General features: G+C 66.2%; 15 protein-coding genes. 10 read left to right on the forward strand and 5 right to left on the reverse strand.

Annotation, left to right across the window (positions count from 1 at the left end; translation table 11 throughout):
* The first annotated feature begins 60 nt into the window (after window positions 1-60).
* The 4 genes from pseI to IEY58_RS16360 all read left to right on the forward strand — a co-directional run bounded on the left by pseI (window position 61) and on the right by IEY58_RS16360 (window position 3,743).
* Window positions 61-1,131 carry a pseudaminic acid synthase gene (pseI, locus tag IEY58_RS16345; protein WP_229743758.1) on the forward strand — a complete coding sequence of 357 codons (1,071 nt, stop codon included), beginning with the start codon at window positions 61-63 and terminating at the stop codon, window positions 1,129-1,131.
* Complete coding sequence (locus IEY58_RS16350) at window positions 1,128-1,874, forward strand: cytidylyltransferase domain-containing protein (protein WP_189047654.1); 747 nt, start codon at window positions 1,128-1,130, stop codon at window positions 1,872-1,874. Before pseI ends, IEY58_RS16350 begins: the two co-directional genes overlap by 4 nt.
* A gap of 215 nt (window positions 1,875-2,089) precedes the next feature.
* Window positions 2,090-3,049: a flagellin N-terminal helical domain-containing protein gene (locus IEY58_RS16355; RefSeq protein WP_189047656.1), complete on the forward strand. Its 960-nt coding sequence runs from the start codon at window positions 2,090-2,092 to the stop codon at window positions 3,047-3,049.
* Window positions 3,050-3,233: 184 nt separating this feature from the next.
* Window positions 3,234-3,743 carry a hypothetical protein gene (locus IEY58_RS16360; RefSeq protein ID WP_189047658.1) on the forward strand — a complete coding sequence of 170 codons (510 nt, stop codon included), beginning with the start codon at window positions 3,234-3,236 and terminating at the stop codon, window positions 3,741-3,743.
* Window position 3,744: 1 nt separating this feature from the next.
* Here the strand turns inward: IEY58_RS16360 and IEY58_RS16365 are convergent, their stop codons facing one another.
* Entirely contained in the window at window positions 3,745-5,232 is a 1,488-nt protein-coding gene (locus IEY58_RS16365; RefSeq protein WP_189047660.1) for a M81 family metallopeptidase, read from the reverse strand.
* A 36-nt stretch (window positions 5,233-5,268) separates the two neighbouring features.
* Window positions 5,269-5,679 carry a phosphoribosyl-AMP cyclohydrolase gene (gene hisI, locus IEY58_RS16370; protein WP_189047662.1) on the reverse strand — a complete coding sequence of 137 codons (411 nt, stop codon included), beginning with the start codon at window positions 5,677-5,679 and terminating at the stop codon, window positions 5,269-5,271.
* 260 nt (window positions 5,680-5,939) lie between these two features.
* Between hisI and IEY58_RS16375 the strand changes: the two genes are divergently transcribed.
* From IEY58_RS16375 to IEY58_RS16400, 6 genes are all read left to right on the forward strand, one after another.
* Window positions 5,940-6,692, forward strand: coding sequence for an ABC transporter ATP-binding protein (locus IEY58_RS16375; protein ID WP_189047664.1), 753 nt, complete (start codon window positions 5,940-5,942; stop codon window positions 6,690-6,692).
* Window positions 6,685-7,407 carry an ABC transporter ATP-binding protein gene (locus IEY58_RS16380; RefSeq protein ID WP_189047666.1) on the forward strand — a complete coding sequence of 241 codons (723 nt, stop codon included), beginning with the start codon at window positions 6,685-6,687 and terminating at the stop codon, window positions 7,405-7,407. The genes IEY58_RS16375 and IEY58_RS16380 overlap by 8 nt, the downstream gene beginning before the upstream one ends.
* A 63-nt stretch (window positions 7,408-7,470) precedes the next feature.
* Entirely contained in the window at window positions 7,471-8,676 is a 1,206-nt protein-coding gene (locus tag IEY58_RS16385; protein WP_189047668.1) for an ABC transporter substrate-binding protein, read from the forward strand.
* 78 nt (window positions 8,677-8,754) lie between these two features.
* On the forward strand, window positions 8,755-9,645 hold the full coding sequence (locus IEY58_RS16390) for a branched-chain amino acid ABC transporter permease (RefSeq protein ID WP_189047942.1): 891 nt from the start codon (window positions 8,755-8,757) through the stop codon (window positions 9,643-9,645).
* Window positions 9,645-10,646 (forward strand): branched-chain amino acid ABC transporter permease, encoded by a 1,002-nt coding sequence (locus tag IEY58_RS16395; RefSeq protein ID WP_189047670.1) that lies wholly within the window; start codon window positions 9,645-9,647, stop codon window positions 10,644-10,646. Before IEY58_RS16390 ends, IEY58_RS16395 begins: the two co-directional genes overlap by 1 nt.
* Window positions 10,647-10,799: 153 nt before the next feature.
* Window positions 10,800-11,594: a DUF6675 family protein gene (locus IEY58_RS16400; protein ID WP_189047672.1), complete on the forward strand. Its 795-nt coding sequence runs from the start codon at window positions 10,800-10,802 to the stop codon at window positions 11,592-11,594.
* 21 nt (window positions 11,595-11,615) lie between these two features.
* On the opposite strand, the gene IEY58_RS16405 is transcribed toward IEY58_RS16400, so the two are convergent.
* The 3 genes from IEY58_RS16405 to IEY58_RS16415 form a co-directional block, all read right to left on the reverse strand.
* Complete coding sequence (locus IEY58_RS16405) at window positions 11,616-13,166, reverse strand: DUF1800 domain-containing protein (protein ID WP_189047674.1); 1,551 nt, start codon at window positions 13,164-13,166, stop codon at window positions 11,616-11,618.
* Between the two features lie 11 nt (window positions 13,167-13,177).
* On the reverse strand, window positions 13,178-14,404 hold the full coding sequence (locus tag IEY58_RS16410; protein WP_189047676.1) for a DUF1501 domain-containing protein: 1,227 nt from the start codon (window positions 14,402-14,404) through the stop codon (window positions 13,178-13,180).
* Window positions 14,405-14,732: 328 nt separating this feature from the next.
* A complete protein-coding gene (locus IEY58_RS16415; RefSeq protein ID WP_229743760.1) occupies window positions 14,733-15,782 on the reverse strand; it encodes an aromatic ring-hydroxylating oxygenase subunit alpha in 1,050 nt (349 codons plus the stop codon).
* Window positions 15,783-15,851 lie beyond the last annotated feature (69 nt).

Here is a 15,851-nt window from a genome sequence, read left to right on the forward strand (position 1 = left end):
TGTCTTATGCCTCCGGTCGCCGTTGAACGGCGCCGTCCAATTGATGGGAGCCGCATGCCCGTGAGTGACGAAGTCACGATCGCCGGCCGCAAGATCGGTCAGGCTCATCCGCCCTATGTCATCGCCGAGATGTCGGGCAACCATAACGGCGACATCGCGCGCGCCATGCGGCTCATCGACGCCGCGGCCGAGGCCGGCGCCGACGCGGTCAAGCTGCAGACCTATACGGCCGACACGATCACCATCGACCATGACGGGCCGGGTTTCCGGCTCGAGGGCGGGCTCTGGGCGGGGCGGACGCTCCATGACCTCTATCGCGAGGCGCACACGCCCTGGGAATGGCACGCCCCGCTGTTCGAGCATGCGCGCCGGCGCGGCATCGCGATCTTTTCCTCGCCGTTCGATCCGACGGCGATCGAGCTGCTGGAGAGCCTGGACGCGCCGGCCTACAAGATCGCCTCGTTCGAACTGATCGATCTGCCGCTCATCCAGCGGGCGGCGCGCACCGGCAAGCCGCTTGTCATGTCGACAGGGCTTGCGACCCTGGGCGAGATCGAGGAGGCGGTCGCGGCCGCGCGCGCTGCTGGCGCCGCCCAGATCCTGCTGTTGCATTGCACGAGCGCCTATCCGACGCCGCCGGAAGAGGCGAATCTCCGGACGATCCGGCATATGGCGGACGGCTTCGCCGTGCCGGTCGGCCTGTCCGACCACACGATGGGCATCGCGGTGCCGGTCGCCGCCGTGGCGCTCGGCGCCGTCGCCATCGAGAAGCACTTCACGCTCGCCCGCGCTGACGGCGGCCCCGACTCCGCTTTCTCACTCGAGGCGTCCGAACTCAAGGACATGGTTGCCGCCTGCCGCACGGCCTGGGCGGCGTTGGGCCAGGTCGACTATGGCGTGAGCCCGGGCGAGGGGGGTGGGCGCTTCGTGCGCCGCTCGCTCTATGTCGTCGAGGATATTGCCGCGGGCGCGCCGCTCACGGCCAAGAACGTGCGCTCGATCCGGCCGGGCTTCGGCCTCCTGCCGAAACATCTGCCCGACGTGCTGGGCCGGCCCGCGACACGGGCCCTCAAGCGGGGCGAGCCGCTCGACTGGACCATGGTCGGACCGGGCACGGAGAGCGGCCGATGAGCACGAAGCTGGCGACGCGGCCGGTTGTCTGCATCACGCAGGCCCGGATCAATTCCTATCGCCTGCCCGCCAAGGTGCTGCGCCTCATCGCCGGCCAGCCGCTCTTGTGGTGGCATCTCGACCGGCTGAAGCGGGCGCGCCGCGTCGACCGGATCGTGGTCGCGACGACCGGCGAGCCGGCGGCCGACGCTATCGTCGAGATCGCCGAGGCAGCAGGGGCGGCGGTGTTCCGAGGGTCCGAGCACGACGTGCTCGATCGGTTCGCCGGGGCCGCAGCCCTCGTGGGGGCCGCGACGATCGTACGCGTGACGTCGGATTGCCCGGTGATCGACCCGGCGCTGATCGACCAGGCCATCGCGCTCTATGAGAGTGCCGGCGACGCCTGCCATTACGCGAGCCTCGACGTCAGCACCTTTCCGCGCGGCCTCGATTGCGAGGTATTCAGCCGCCAGGCGCTCGACGAGGCAGCGGCGGAGGCGGTCTTGCGCGAAGATCGCGAGCACGTGACGCCGTTCATCCGCCGCAACACCGAACGTTACGCGGCGCGCTTCCTGTCGACGGCGCCTCTCGAGCGAACCTATCGCTGGTGCGTCGACACGCCGGCAGATTTCGAGCTCGCGCGCCGGATCGTCGAGCAATTCGCCGGGGCCGATTTCGGCTGGACCGATATCGTGGCGCTGATGCGGGCGCGGCCGGACTGGGCTGCGCTCAACATGGACGTGGCGCAGACGCCCGTGGCGTGACGCCGTCGAAGGGCGTGTGGAAATTCCCGGGCACAGAAATTTCAGAAAAAAGCGCGTCGCGTTAACACTCTCGTCAATCTTTTCGGCCATAACGTCTATCAGACGGGCCACGGGTGGGAAAAAATTTCCGATCCGCCGTCTGAAACCCGACCTCCCCAAATGGGGAAACCGCAGGGCTAAGCCCTCGGCCTCAACATCCTTAAAGGATGACGCATATGTCTGGCATTACGCTTACCGCGACTCAAACCGCGACCATTCAGTCCCTGCAGTCTGCCTCGGCGCTGTTCACGACGACGCAGAACGAGCTGAACACCGGCAAGAAGGTGAATTCGGCTTCGGACGACGCAGTCGCCTATTTCCGGTCCAAGTCGCTCTACGACCGGTCCAGCAACATCCTCACCCGCAAGGCCAACGTCGATCAGTCGATCCAGACGGTCCAGGCCGCGCTCGATGCGACCTCGGCGGTCGACGGCCTGCTGAAGCAGCTCAAGGGCGTGCTCGAAGGCGCCCGCGGTGCCACGACCTCGTCGCGCGTCTCGGCGACGGTGCAGTTCAAGAACATCGCCAAGCAGCTGGCGCAGCTGGTCAATGACGCCTCCTACCAGGGCCTCAACCTGCTGACCAAGACCACGGCCAGCCTCTCTACCCAGTTCTCGGAGCGGACGGCGGCGACGTTCGTCATCAGCGGCTTCTCCTACACCTCGACCGCGGCCGGCAACGCCAACTCGCTGTTCACCGCGGCGGTCGTGGCGTTCAAGGTAGACGGCACGCTCCTCTTCTCGAACGTCATCGCGTCGACGGCGAATGGCGCCGGCACGATCAAGGGCTTCTCGGCCCTGAGCCTGACCAGCTCGACGAACTATGGCTCCTTGGTCACGGCGTCGCAGGCGGCGGCGATCTTCACGGCGAGCGACAACCGGATCGATGCGGCGATCAGCCAGAACAGCGCGCTTACCGCAGCACTCGGTACCAACATCAACATCCTGCAGGCGCGCTCGAACTTCAGCGCCAGCTACTCCGCGACGCTCTCGGGTGGCGGCGACAAGCTGACGCTGGCCGACCTCAACGTCGAGGCGGCGAACTCCCAGGCGCTGACGCTCCGTCAGCAGATCGGCATCCAGTCGCTGTCGGTCACGGGTACGCAGAACTCCTCGATCCTGACGCTGCTCCGCTAAAGAGCCGCTTCCAGGCGAAGCTTCCAGGGGCTCCCGGTTCGGGAGCCCCTTTTTCTTTCCCATGTCCAATTTTTTGCGCTGGTGTCGCCCTGCGACGCCGGTGCATTGGTTTCGCCGACGGGGCGTTCCTACATTGGCGCAAGCCCGCGCCGTCATTGCTCAGCCCGCTGGAGGACCCAAGTTCATGGCCCGTTCGATCGTCCTGTTCGCAGTCGCTGCGTTGTCTGCCGCCGCGGTATCAGTTGCCCCGGCCGGTCCGGCGCTCGCCCAATCGGCCGCACCGCTGCAGACGCCGGCGCCGGGGAGCGGACCGGTCACCGCGCCGGACGAGATCCGCTATTGCCTGTGCGCGCATCAGACCGTCGACACGCTGAATGCCCGGCTCGCCACCGAGACCAAGCATCACCAGGAGGTCCAGGACCGGCTCGCGGCGCTCGACAAGCAACTGGCCGACAGCAAGGCGAACGTCGACGTCAAGCAGCCCGACCAGGTCGAGGCCTATCGCCGCCTTGTCGAGGAGCGGGAACGGACGATGGCGGAGTTCTATTACGACCTGACGCCGCAACTGCAGAAGCTGGTGGCGCAGTACAATGCGCAGACCGACAGCTACAACGCGTTCTGCACGACCCGCAGCCTGGACGCGAAGGCGCTGGAGACCGTGAAGGCCAACCTCACCTGTCCGGCGCAGGAGTGATCTAGAACCAGGGCCAATCGTTCGGCCGGTCGAGCGGGTAGACCGGCCGGCGCAGGTGCCTGAAGGTCAGGAGATCATTGTCGGAGGTCGTGACGCCGTCGCCGTCGCAGGTGATGGTCGCCCGGCCGATCGGCGCGAAGCCGGCACGGTAATGGATGCGCGATTTCAGCACCAGATAGCGCTTCGCCCGCGGATCGATGCCGACCGAGGTAAAGACGCCCAAGTCCCACGGCTCGTGATGACGCGAGACGACGACGATCTCGACCAATCCGACCTGCAGCACGGCGGTCTTGCCCATCTGCACGGTGACGCCGGTATACATCGGTCCGCGGCAGACCCACTCGCCGTCCGATACCAGCTTGACCTTGCCCGTGACCGTGAGCGGCCGGCCCTTGAGGCCGATCGACGGCATGTCGGTCTTGCCGCCGAGCGGCAGGGTGACGGTGCTGCCGACGCCGGCCCGCGCCATCGCCTCGACGGCGTCCGGGTCCCAGACGGCGGCAACGGCGACATCGGGCAGGTCCTGGCGCAGGACCTCCTCGATCACGGTCATCACGTCCTGCGTTCCGCCTGAACCGCAATTGTCGGCATGGTCGAGCAGCAGCACTGGGCCCTGCTCGATCTGCCGCGCCCGGGCAACCGCCTCGCCGAGCGGCTCGTGGCGATAGATGAATTCCTCTTTCTGCCGCCAGGCCTGGTCGAGCAGCCGGTCCCGCGTCTCGGCTGCTACGGCCGCGTCGCCGTCGGCGACGACGATTGCGGAGAGGCCGGCATCCGGCATGTCGGCGAGCGGAAAGCCGCCGAACACCGTCGCCGCCAGGATCGAGCCGTGCTCGGCCGCTTTCGCGGCGTCGACCAGTCCCTTCATCGGCTCGTCGTCCGTGCCCATGCGCAGCGTCTGAGCCAGGATCGGACGGTTGCCCCAGGCCATCACCGGCTTGACCTTGCCGTCGAGCGCATCGAGCAGGATGCGGCCGACCTGCCGGCCGACCACATGCATGTCGACATGGGGATAGGTCTTGTAGCCGATGAGCGCCGTGCAGTTGGCGACCATCCGTTCGGTCAGGTTGGCGTGCAGGTCGCAGGTGACGGCGATCGGCAGCCCGGGGGCAAGCGCGCGGATCCGCTCCAAGAGCGTGCCTTCGCCGTCCGGCGTCGCTTCGGCGACCATGGCGCCGTGCAGATCGAGCATCGCCGCGTCGATGCCGCCCTTGGCGACGGCCTCGAGGATCGGGTCGGTCAGACAGCGGTAGGCGTCGGCGGAAACGATGCCGCTCGGCATGGCCTCGGCGGCGATCGGGCTCACGATCTCCGCCCCTGCCGCCTCGGCGAGGTCGATATAGGCGCCGATCGGCATGGCGGTGCCGCGATAGGCCCGGACCACGTCGGGGCCGTGAAAGGCGCCCCAATCGACGAAGCGCTGCCAGGGTGTCGCGATCGGCGAGAAGCTGTTGGTCTCGTGCTTCATCATCGCGATCAGCAGGCGCATCGGCCGTCTCCCCCCTCGTGTCAGCGTATCGGCGTGTCAGCGGTCGCCGTAGAGTTCGTCGGGCGGGGTCTCGACCGCGGCGATCACTTGCCAGTCGCCGTCGCGCGCCGCCCGGAAGAAGCAGGAGCGCCGGCCGGTGTGGCAGGCGACCCCGGTCTGATCGACGAGCGCCAGTAGCGTGTCGCCGTCGCAATCGAGCCGTAGTTCGATCAGCCGCTGGACCTGGCTCGAGGTCTCGCCCTTGCGCCAAAGGGCCGCACGCGAGCGCGACCAGTAGCAGACCCGGCCGGTCGCCAGCGTCTCGGCCACCGCGTCGCGGTTCATCCAGGCCATCATCAGGATTTCGCCGCTATCGTGCTGCTGCGCGATGACCGGCACGAGGCCGGCGGCATCAAAGCGGATCTCGTCGAGCATTGCGGCGCTCGTGGTGCGGGCGGGGGCGGTCATGCCGCGACATTCCTCCGATCGAAGACGTCCACAGTTGAGCGCCGCTGGCTCATGAAGGCAAGGGGCGCGCGATGCACGCCCGCTCTGATGCGGTGGCCGTTCCGATTTGGCGGTGCAGCGACGGGCTTCGCGGCACCGCGGCGAGCGCTTGTGTTCGCAGGCGCCTTTGGTTAGCTTCCGCTAGCGGTTCGTCCGCGCAACAATAGAACTACAAAACAAGTTCGGGCCGATCGTATTTTCGTGGGAGGGGTGCCGGGGGCGTGAGCGACTACATCCTAGAGACTGCGGGACTGACCAAGGACTTTCTGGGCTTCACGGCCGTCAAAGGCGTGAATCTCCAGGTGCGCCGCGGCACGATCCATGCGCTGATCGGCCCCAACGGCGCCGGCAAGACCACGGTCTTCAACCTGCTCACCAAGTTCCTGAAGCCGACCAGGGGCACCATCACCTTCAAGGGCGAGGACGTGACCTGGGTCAAGCCGGCCGATGTCGCCCGGCGCGGCATGGTCCGCTCGTTCCAGATCTCGGCGGTATTTCCGTACCTGAGCGTGCGCGAGAACGTGCGCGTGGCGCTGCAGCGGCCGCTCGGCAACTCGTTCCATTTCTGGCGCAGCGAGTCCGTGCTCGACAGTTTGAACGAGCGGGCGGAGGAGCTGGTCTACGCGGTCGGGCTCCAGGATTTCATCCATCACGAAGCGAGCGAGCTCGCCTATGGCCGCAAGCGCGCGCTCGAGATCGCGACCACGCTGGCGCTCGACCCCGAGATGCTGCTCTTGGACGAACCGATGGCGGGGCTCGGCACCGAGGACATCGGCCGCATCGCAGCGCTCATCAAGCGCGTCGCCGCCGACCGGACGGTGCTGATGGTCGAGCATAATCTCTCGGTCGTGGCCGATCTCTCCGACCGCATCACCGTGCTCGCCCGGGGCGAGATCCTGGCCGAAGGCGTCTATGCCGAAGTGTCGGCCAATCCCGCCGTGATCGAAGCCTATGTGGGGACCGGGCATGCCTGACGCATCCGCCGCGACGACGACGCTGCTCGAGGTCGCCGACCTGCACGGCTGGTACGGCGAATCGCACATTCTGCACGGCATGAATTTCGAGATCCGGCAGGGCGAGGTCGTAACGCTGCTCGGCCGCAACGGCGCCGGCAAGACGACGACCTTGCGCGCGATCATGGGCATGCTGGGCCGTTCCCAGGGCTCGATCCAGTTCGAGGGCCGCCAGATGTGCGGCCTCGCGTCCAACAAGATCGCAAAGCACGGCATCGCCTATTGTCCCGAGGAGCGCGGCATCTTCGCGAGCCTGTCGGTCGAGGAAAACCTGATGCTGCCGCCGGTCGTGCGGCCGGGCGGCATGACGGTGCCAGAGATCTACGAGATCTTCCCCAATCTGCTCGAGCGACGCCGGAGCCCCGGCACGAAGCTCTCGGGTGGCGAGCAGCAGATGCTGGCGATCGGCCGCATCCTGCGTACGGGGGCGAGCCTCTTGCTGTTCGACGAACCAAGCGAAGGCCTGGCGCCCGTCATCGTCCAGCGCATCGGTGAGGTGATCCGGACATTGAAGGCCAAGGGCTTCACCATCCTCTTGGTCGAGCAGAACTTCCGCTTCGCCTCGACCGTGGCGGACCGGCATTATGTGGTCGAGCACGGCACGGTCATCGACATGATCAAGAACAGTGAAATCGCGGCCAACGCGGACAAGCTGCATACCTATCTGGGTGTCTGATAGGCAGCGCCGAAGGCGCTGTTCCAAAACAGAAATCAGCGGTTTTTAGGGGGAGAGACAAGCATGCGTCTTCAGGGAATTTCCGCGCTGCTCGCGGCGACCGCACTTGCATCCGGCTTCGCGATGACGGCTTCGGCAGAGACGATCAAGCTGGGCGTGCTGAACGACCAGTCGGGTGTCTACACCGACCTGTCCGGCCCCGGCGGCGTCGACGCGGTGCGCATGGCGGTCGAAGACGCCGGCGGCGCCATCAACGGCAACAAGATCGAGGTCGTCTCGGCCGACCACCAGAACAAGCCCGACGTCGGCACCTCGATCGCGCGGCAATGGTACGACCAGGATCATGTCGACGCGATCTTCGACGTGCCGAACTCGGGTGTGGCGCTCGCAGTCCAGGAAGTGGCGCGTGAGAAGCACAAGATCGTCATGTTCTCCGGCCCCGCCTCGTCGGACCTGACCGGCGCCAAGTGCTCGCCGACCGGCGTGCATTGGACCTACGACACCTACGGCCTGGCGAAGGGAACCGGTGCTGCCGTCACCAAGTCGGGCGGCGACAGCTGGTTCTTCCTGACCGCCGACTATGCCTTCGGCCAGGCGCTGGAGCGCGACACGGCCGCGGTCGTCCAGGCGAACGGCGGCAAGGTGCTAGGCGAAGTGCGCACCCCGCTGGGGTCGCCGGACTTCTCGTCCTTCCTGCTGCAGGCGCAATCGTCCAAGGCCAAGATCATCGGCCTCGCCAATGCCGGCGGCGACACGGTCACCTCGATCAAGCAGGCGGCCGAGTTCGGCATCACGTCTGGCGGCCAGAAGCTCGCCGGCCTGCTCGTGTTCCTGTCCGACGTCAATTCGCTCGGCCTGAAAACCGCCCAGGGCCTGGAACTGACCGAATCGTTCTACTGGGACCTGAACGACGAGACGCGCGCCTTCTCGAAGCGCTTCTTCGAGCGTAACAAGAAGGAGCCGACGATGGTGCAGGCCGGCCTCTACGGGGCGGCCAAGCATTATCTCGAGGCGGTGAAGGCGACCGGCTCTACCGACAGCGACAAGGTGATGGCCGCGATGCAGGCCAACCCGATCAACGACTTCATGACCAAGAACGGCCAACTGCGCAAGGACGGCAAGGCCGTGCGCGACATGTACCTGTTCGAGGTCAAGAAGCCCGAGGAATCGAAGGGGGCGTGGGACTATTACAAGCTGATCCGGCAGATCCCGGCAGCGGAAGTGACCCGGCCGCTCGCCGACGGTGGCTGCCCGCTGGTCAAGGGCTGATTGACCCGAGTTCGGGAGCCGCTCTCGTAGGCGGCTCCCGCCTGCAGACCGCCGAGGTAGGACGTTCGATCCATGTACGTGATTCCATTGCTTGGCATTCCGCCACAGGTGCTGTTCGGCCAGTTGCTGCTGGGACTGATCAACGGCGCCTTCTACGCCATGCTGAGCCTTGGGCTCGCCGTCATCTTCGGCCTTCTCAACATCATCAACTTCGCTCACGGCGCGCTCTACATGATGGGCGCGTTTGCGGCGTGGCTGATGCTCGATCATCTCGGCATCGGCTACTGGCCGGCGCTGATCCTGAGCCCGCTCCTGATCGGCGCGTTCGGCGTGATCCTGGAGAAAACCTTCCTCCACCGGATCTACAAGCTCGACCATCTCTACGGGCTGCTGCTCACCTTCGGCCTGGCGCTTATCATCGAGGGCCTGTTCCGCAACTACTACGGCGTGTCCGGCCAAGCCTATGACGCGGTGCCGGACCTGCTGAAGGGCGGCAATAACCTGGGCTTCATGTTCCTGCCGACCTACCGCGGCTGGGTCGTCGTCGCTTCGCTCATCATCTGCTTCGGCACCTGGTTCGCGATCGAGCGCACCAAGCTCGGCTCCTACCTGCGCGCGGCGACCGAGAACCCGAAGCTGGTGCAAGCGTTCGGCATCAACGTGCCGCGCATGATCACGCTGACCTACGGCTTCGGCGTGGCACTCGCCGCCATGGCGGGGGTGCTGGCGGCGCCGATTTATCACGTGAGCCCGCTCATGGGCTCCGACATCATCATCGTCGTGTTCGCCGTCGTCGTGATCGGCGGCATGGGCTCGATCGTCGGCGCCGTCATCAGCGGCTTCGGGCTCGGCATCATCGAAGGCATGACCAAGGTTTTCTACCCGGAGGCGTCCAACACCGTGATCTTCGTCGTCATGGCGATCGTGCTGCTGGTCAAGCCCGCCGGTCTGTTCGGGAAGGCGGCGTGATGAGCAGCGTGCATATTCCCTCGGCGGCGGTGGCGCCCGGCAGCAACGGCAACCTGGCAAAGGTGGGCGTTGCAGCGCTCTTTGTCCTGGCGCTCGTGGCACCGTTCGGGCTCTACCCGATCTTCCTCATGAAGGCGCTGTGCTTCGCTCTGTTCGCCGCCGCGTTCAACCTGCTGCTGGGATACGGCGGCCTGCTGTCGTTCGGCCATGCCGCCTTCTTCGGCGGTGCCGCCTATATCGCGGCCCACACGGTCAAGGTCTGGGGCTTCCCGCCCGAACTCGGCATCATTGCGGGCACGGCGTTCGCAGCGTTGCTCGGCGTCGTGTTCGGCTGGCTCGCCATCCGCCGCCAGGGCATCTATTTCGCCATGGTCACGTTGGCGCTGTCGCAGATGCTCTACTTCGTGGCGCTCGAGGCGAAGTTCACTCATGGCGAGGACGGCATCCAGGCCGTGCCGCGCGGCCATTTCCTGGGCTTCCTCGACCTCGGCGACACCTACAGCATGTACTACTTCGTGCTGGCGATCTGCGTGCTCGCCTTCTGGCTCATCTACCGGACGATCCATTCGCCGTTCGGCCAGGTGCTGAAGGCGATTCGCGAGAACGAACCCAGGGCGATCTCGCTGGGATACCGGGTCGACCAGTACAAGCTCCTGGCCTTCACGCTGTCGGCAGCGCTCGCCGGCCTCGCGGGCTCGACCAAGGCGATCGTGTTCCAGCTCGCCTCCTTGACCGATGTCGACTGGCGCATGTCGGGCCAGGTCGTGCTGATGACGCTCGTGGGCGGTGTTGGCACCGTGTTCGGCCCTGTGGTCGGCGCCTTCATCCTGGTCACCATGGAGAATTATCTTGCCGAGTTCGGCTCGTGGGTGACCGTGATCCAGGGCGCGATCTTCGTGGTCTGCGTGCTCACCTTCCGCAAGGGCGTGGTCGGCGAGATCGCGGCCCTCGTCCGCCGCGGCAAGGGCGAGCAGCCGAGCGAGGGCGGCGGGCACCACTGAGTTTCGTCAATTTGCCAAGCGCTAGCGGCGCGATCTTGACGTTGCGGCTCAGTCCCTAGCATCACTAAGGAGTGGCCCTCTGGGTCCGAACAAGCCGCACCGGCCGGAGGCGGCACGGTGCGGCGCCCTTCGCCGGACGGAGAGCCGCTCGCAATGATCTTAGCCGCCCGACGCCTCTCCGCGGCGCTCCTGTCGATAGGACTCGGATGGAGCACGGCGGCCGCGGCCGCCAGCGTGCCGGTGCCGCCGTGTGCACGGCTCGCAGCGTTGCCCGCGTTGCCGGCGGACGGTGCGCCGCCCAATTTCGCGGTCTGGCGCGGCGACGCGCTCGATCGCACGGCCCCGGTGCCGGCCTGCCTTGGCTGGCCCGATTTCGACTTCTCGATCATGCTGGCCATGGCCGGCCGGTTCCGGCATCCGGGCGGGGTCGAGGCCGTGCTGGCCGGTTTCGGCCGGTTTTCCAGCATGACCGGCCTCAAATACTGGTCGATCAGCGACGAGCGCTGGCAGGTGCTGCTCGAACGGTCGGCGGCGGTAACCGATCCCGAAACGCGGCAGGCCCGCCCGGATTTTGCGCCGGGCGAATTCGTGCCCGGGCGCGACCTCTATTTTCTGCAGCGGGAGAATCGCGGGCGCGAAGACATTGTCTATCGCCTGCATGTGTTGACGAACGGGCCGGACGGGTTCTCCGTCTCGGTCACCAACGTCAGCAGCATCAATTTCCTGTTCATCCGCCTGTTCGCGCCCGGTGACCTCAATTCGGTCTATTTCTTCCGGCGGCTCGGCAACGACGACTGGGGTTACTGGGCGGTCGGCGGGACCCATCTCGGGTTGACGGGCTTGTTCGGCCCCCATATCGGCTCGTTCGAGAACCGCGCGATGGCGATCTATCGCCATTTCGCCGGCATCCCGGAGGATCAGGAGCCGCCGGCTGCAACGGAAGAGTAGGGCCGGCGGGTAGCCGACCGGTCAGCCGCGGAACTGGAACTCCGAGGTCGCGGCCGCCGTCGCGACGAGCCGGCCCAGCGCCACGCGCAGCCTGGTCGCGTTGGTGAATGTGCCAGGCGTGCCCAGAATCTCCGGCGTGCTGGCGAAGGCGAGGAGGGCGGCCCGCGTCGTCTGGCCGGCGTTCGGGATCATGACGTCGACGACACGGTCGACCGCTTGTGCGGCATTCGTGAGCTCGATCGGCCCGCCCGGCCGCACGCGCTGCAGGACATCGAAGATCCCGGTCAAATCGCCCGGCAGGATCTCTGCGGCGACGCCCATGATCGTTTCCGCGGCGCGCCAACGCTCGAGCAGGGAGCCGTTGCTCATCCACGGTCCCGAAACGTCTGGCCTGCCGTTCGGCGGCACCCAGGCGAAGCGGGGATCGCCCATCTGGCTCAGCAGAAAATTCAGCGTCGCCGTGGGATTGATCGGCAGACCGGCGACGCGGAGCAGCGATACGACGAATTCGAACGGCGTCTTGAACTTGGCCCCGCTCGACGCCGCGAACTCCGGCGACAGGATCAGCGCCTGCAGCACGAGAGCGATCTGATTGGGCGCCTGGAGATTGGCGAGGAAGGCCTGAGACATGGCGGCGACGGCGGCGCTGTTCGCCGGCGGCGTGTCACCGACGAAGCGCTTGTAGAGCTTGGTGGCGATCGTGTTGGCGGTGCCGGGGTGGTTCGCCGGGATATCGAACAGCAGCTCGCCTTCGGCCTGGCCCGACGCCGGGATGGTGTGGCCCAGATAGACCTTGGCGCCGGACGCATGTTCGCCCGCCCTGAACACGAAGGCGCCGGTCTCGTAGTCGATGGTCCAGCCCGAGAGGATGAGCGCGCCCTGCTTCACGTCGGTGTCGGAATAGCCGGTGCCCACCTCGTTTGGCGGCGTCGTGAGCCCGAGATAGCGCTGAATGCCGAGCGTATGGAGCTCCATGACCTCGCGGGCGTAATTCTCGTTCGGCGCCTTGCCGGTCGACTGCACTTGATTGAGGTAGAACATCATCGCCGCCGATTTCGCGACGGCGCCGAGCATACTGCGGAAATTGCCGAGTGCGTTGGCGCGGAGCACGGCGTCGAAGGCCGGGTAGGTCGAGCCGGCCTGCTCGGACGAATTGACCTGAACGTTGAAATGGCTGTGCCAGAACTCGACCATCTGCTCAGCGAGCTGGTTCGGCGACTGGGCCGCGCGGATGTAGGAAGCGGCCTGGATCTCGGCGCCCGGTCGCTGCGTCTGCGCGTAATCCTTGCCCGCCGTCCTGAAATTCGCCCAGAGCGCCGCTTCGTCGGCGTTGAGCCAAGTGAGCGGCAACATCTGCGGCGGCAGCGGATCACCGGTCGTCGGATCCTGGCCGACGAACTTCAGGCGCACGTTGACCAAGGACTCCGTCACCGCTGGCGTGTCGGTCGCGGCCTCGGTCAATTGCGCGCTCAGCCAAGCGTTGAGCGTGAGCGGGGTCGGGGCGGCCGGATCGCCATGTTTGGCGCCGAACGTCAGCCGGTTGTAGGCGAGGGCCACCGAAGGCATCGTCATGGCGGGCTCCTCTAATGCGCCGCGAACAGGTTCAGCGGGCGCTGCACCTGCAGCCCGGGGAATAGGTTGGCCGGTGCATCGTGGCGCCGGGCGGTGATGGCTTCGAGGATGACCTGGCGGGCGTCGGTCGTGATCGCCACGTCGCCGAGGTCGGTCTCGGCGGGTGCCAAGCCCGGCCAGGCCCCGTACATCCGGCCGCCGGCGACGGCATTGCTCAAGACCAGCATCACGTTGCCGTGGCCATGATCGGTGCCGCCGCTGGCGTTGGAGACGATGCGGCGGCCGAACTCGCTCATGACGATCAGCGTGACGCCGGCCGTCGTGGTGCTGTTGATATCGTTCCAGAAAGCGCCCAAGGCCTGCGAGAGGATGGCGACCGCAGGGGCGAACCGGGCTTCCTGGTTTACGTGCGTGTCCCAGTTGTCATATTCGAACACGCCCAGTTGCAGGCCCGCACCCTGCTTCATCAGCTCGGCCGCGATTGCGAGCCCTGTCGCCAGCGTGTCGGTGCCGTAGGTGGCCGGCCGCACATAGCCGCTGTTGATCGTCTCGAAACGCTGCACCGCATTGACCCCGGCCATCGCCTGGCGGGCGAGGGCACCGGCCAAGCCGCGGGCGGTGATTGCCGCGGCGCCGTACTCCTGCTCGAGGAAGGCGAGCTTTTGGGCACTGCTGACAGCGAAGCTGGCCGCGTTCGCGATGCAGAGCGCCGACAGGTCGTCGCTGATCGACAAGGGCAAGGTCGCCTCGCCGCACGCCATGGCCGCAAACGTGCCCTCTACCGCCGTCGCATTGGCATAGCGCCCGACCCAGCCGCCGAACTGACTGGTAATGTTAAGATCGGTGACGCCGCATTCGGCGAGCTGCTGCATCTCGAAATGCGAGCGCGAGGCGGCCGGCGTGCCCGATGCAGGCACAAGTGCCAGATGACCCGCCTGATAGAGCGCCTGGAGCTCGGGCGCGGACGGATGCAGGCGCCAGTCCTGCTTCGTCAGGCCGTTCGCGAGTGGGAAACCCGTTGCCGGCAACAGCGTTTTCGGCCGGGCCGCGTTGAGGTTCGCGTCGTCAACCGGCGCGAGCAGGTTGAGGCCGTCCATGCCGCCGCGCAGGATGACAAACAGCAATGCATCCTTGGTGCCGGTCGTGGCGCCGAGAGCGATCCGCGCGCCAGGGGGGAGTGCAGCGAGCAGCGTGCCGAGCGCAGCGCCCCGCAGGAAGTCGCGACGAACCATACCCATGGCAGTGTGCTCCCGACGGGATCGTGCTTAGGATGTGCTTCGCTGGACTATTTTCCAATATCTGCTGGATCTAATATTTAAGTCAACTCATTGTTCGCGTAAGAATTGTGAAAAATATTAAGGTTTTGTGTAAATAATTTTATGGGATTGAATTTTGTGTATGGGTCGGCGGAATGGCGCCGCCGCCCCGGGTGAAATTGCCCTGGATGAAGTTGGCCGCGTTGCGCATCGGATCGGGATCGGCTCGCGTTCGAGCAGACTTCACCTGCGGAGCGCCGTCATGGTCTTCGGGATGGTACGGCGTTGCCCGGACTTCGATCGGGCGCCGTCAGCTCCGCCACTGCAGCGTGCGTTCCTTGATCGGGTTCACGAACGGCCGGTTTTCCTCCTGGGCGCGGACGAACTCGTTCTTCAGGCGGAAGTACCAGCGCGCCTGCACGTCGGGGTCGCCCAGCAGCAGAAGCTGCGGGTTGTGCTTCAAGCCTTCCTGCTGCTGCGAGATGACGTCGCGGTCTTGGCGGAGGAAGGTGCGGGCGAACGGCCAGAACAGCGGGCGCAGCAGGGTCAGGATCGGCGCCGTCCAGAACACCGAGTGATTGATCTCGGTCTCGAACTCGGTGATCGGCGTGAGCGTCGTCAGGTGGCACATGATATGGCCGCCGACCCGGATGTGCTCGTAGCGCACGCCCGGCAGCTGGAACACGATTTCCGTGCCCTCGGGCTTGCCGAGCAAGAAGTTCAGGAGCTTGTACGCGCGCGAGTTGGCCGAGGGCGGATGGCGCACCATGGTGAAGCCGAATGGGGAGGGCGCGAACTTCTTCGCCTTGTTGCGGATCGACTTGGGCGAGCGCCAGAACCAGGCCTTGTGGATAAAGGTCGCGTGCGCCGGGTCGACCAGGCCCACGACCGAATGGTCGATGCTGCCGTCGAACATCATGGTGACGACCATCTTGGGCTCATGGCCCTCGAGCCCCGGCAGCACCGGCACCGGCGGCGCCGTCTCGGGCTTGTCGCCAAAGAAGATCCAGATGCCGCCCTGCACCTCCTGCACGGGGTAGGAACGCACCTTGACCTTGGTCAGCTCCGGCTTCTGCTCGTCGATGAGCGTCGGAATGTCGGTGCAGACGCCCGACGGCGCGAAGCGCCAGCCGTGGTAGCAGCACTCGATCTCGCAGCCGTCGAACTTGCCAAAGCGCAAGGGGATGCCGCGGTGCGGGCAGATGTCGACGAGCGCGAAGGCCTTGCCTTCCTTGTCGCGGCCGATGATGACCGGCTCGCCCAGCAGGTTCTTCGGCACCATGTCGCCTTTTTTCAGGCGCTCGCTCGGAAGCGCGTAATACCAGGCGTCGCGCAGCGGCGGTGTGCTTTGAGCGTCCAAGGATTCACTCGTCGGGAAAATGGGGAACGATTGTCGGCCCGGACACTACAGCCACGCGCGCCAGGACGG

This window comes from Aliidongia dinghuensis, assembly GCF_014643535.1.
In the GTDB taxonomy this organism is placed as follows: domain Bacteria; phylum Pseudomonadota; class Alphaproteobacteria; order ATCC43930; family CGMCC-115725; genus Aliidongia; species Aliidongia dinghuensis.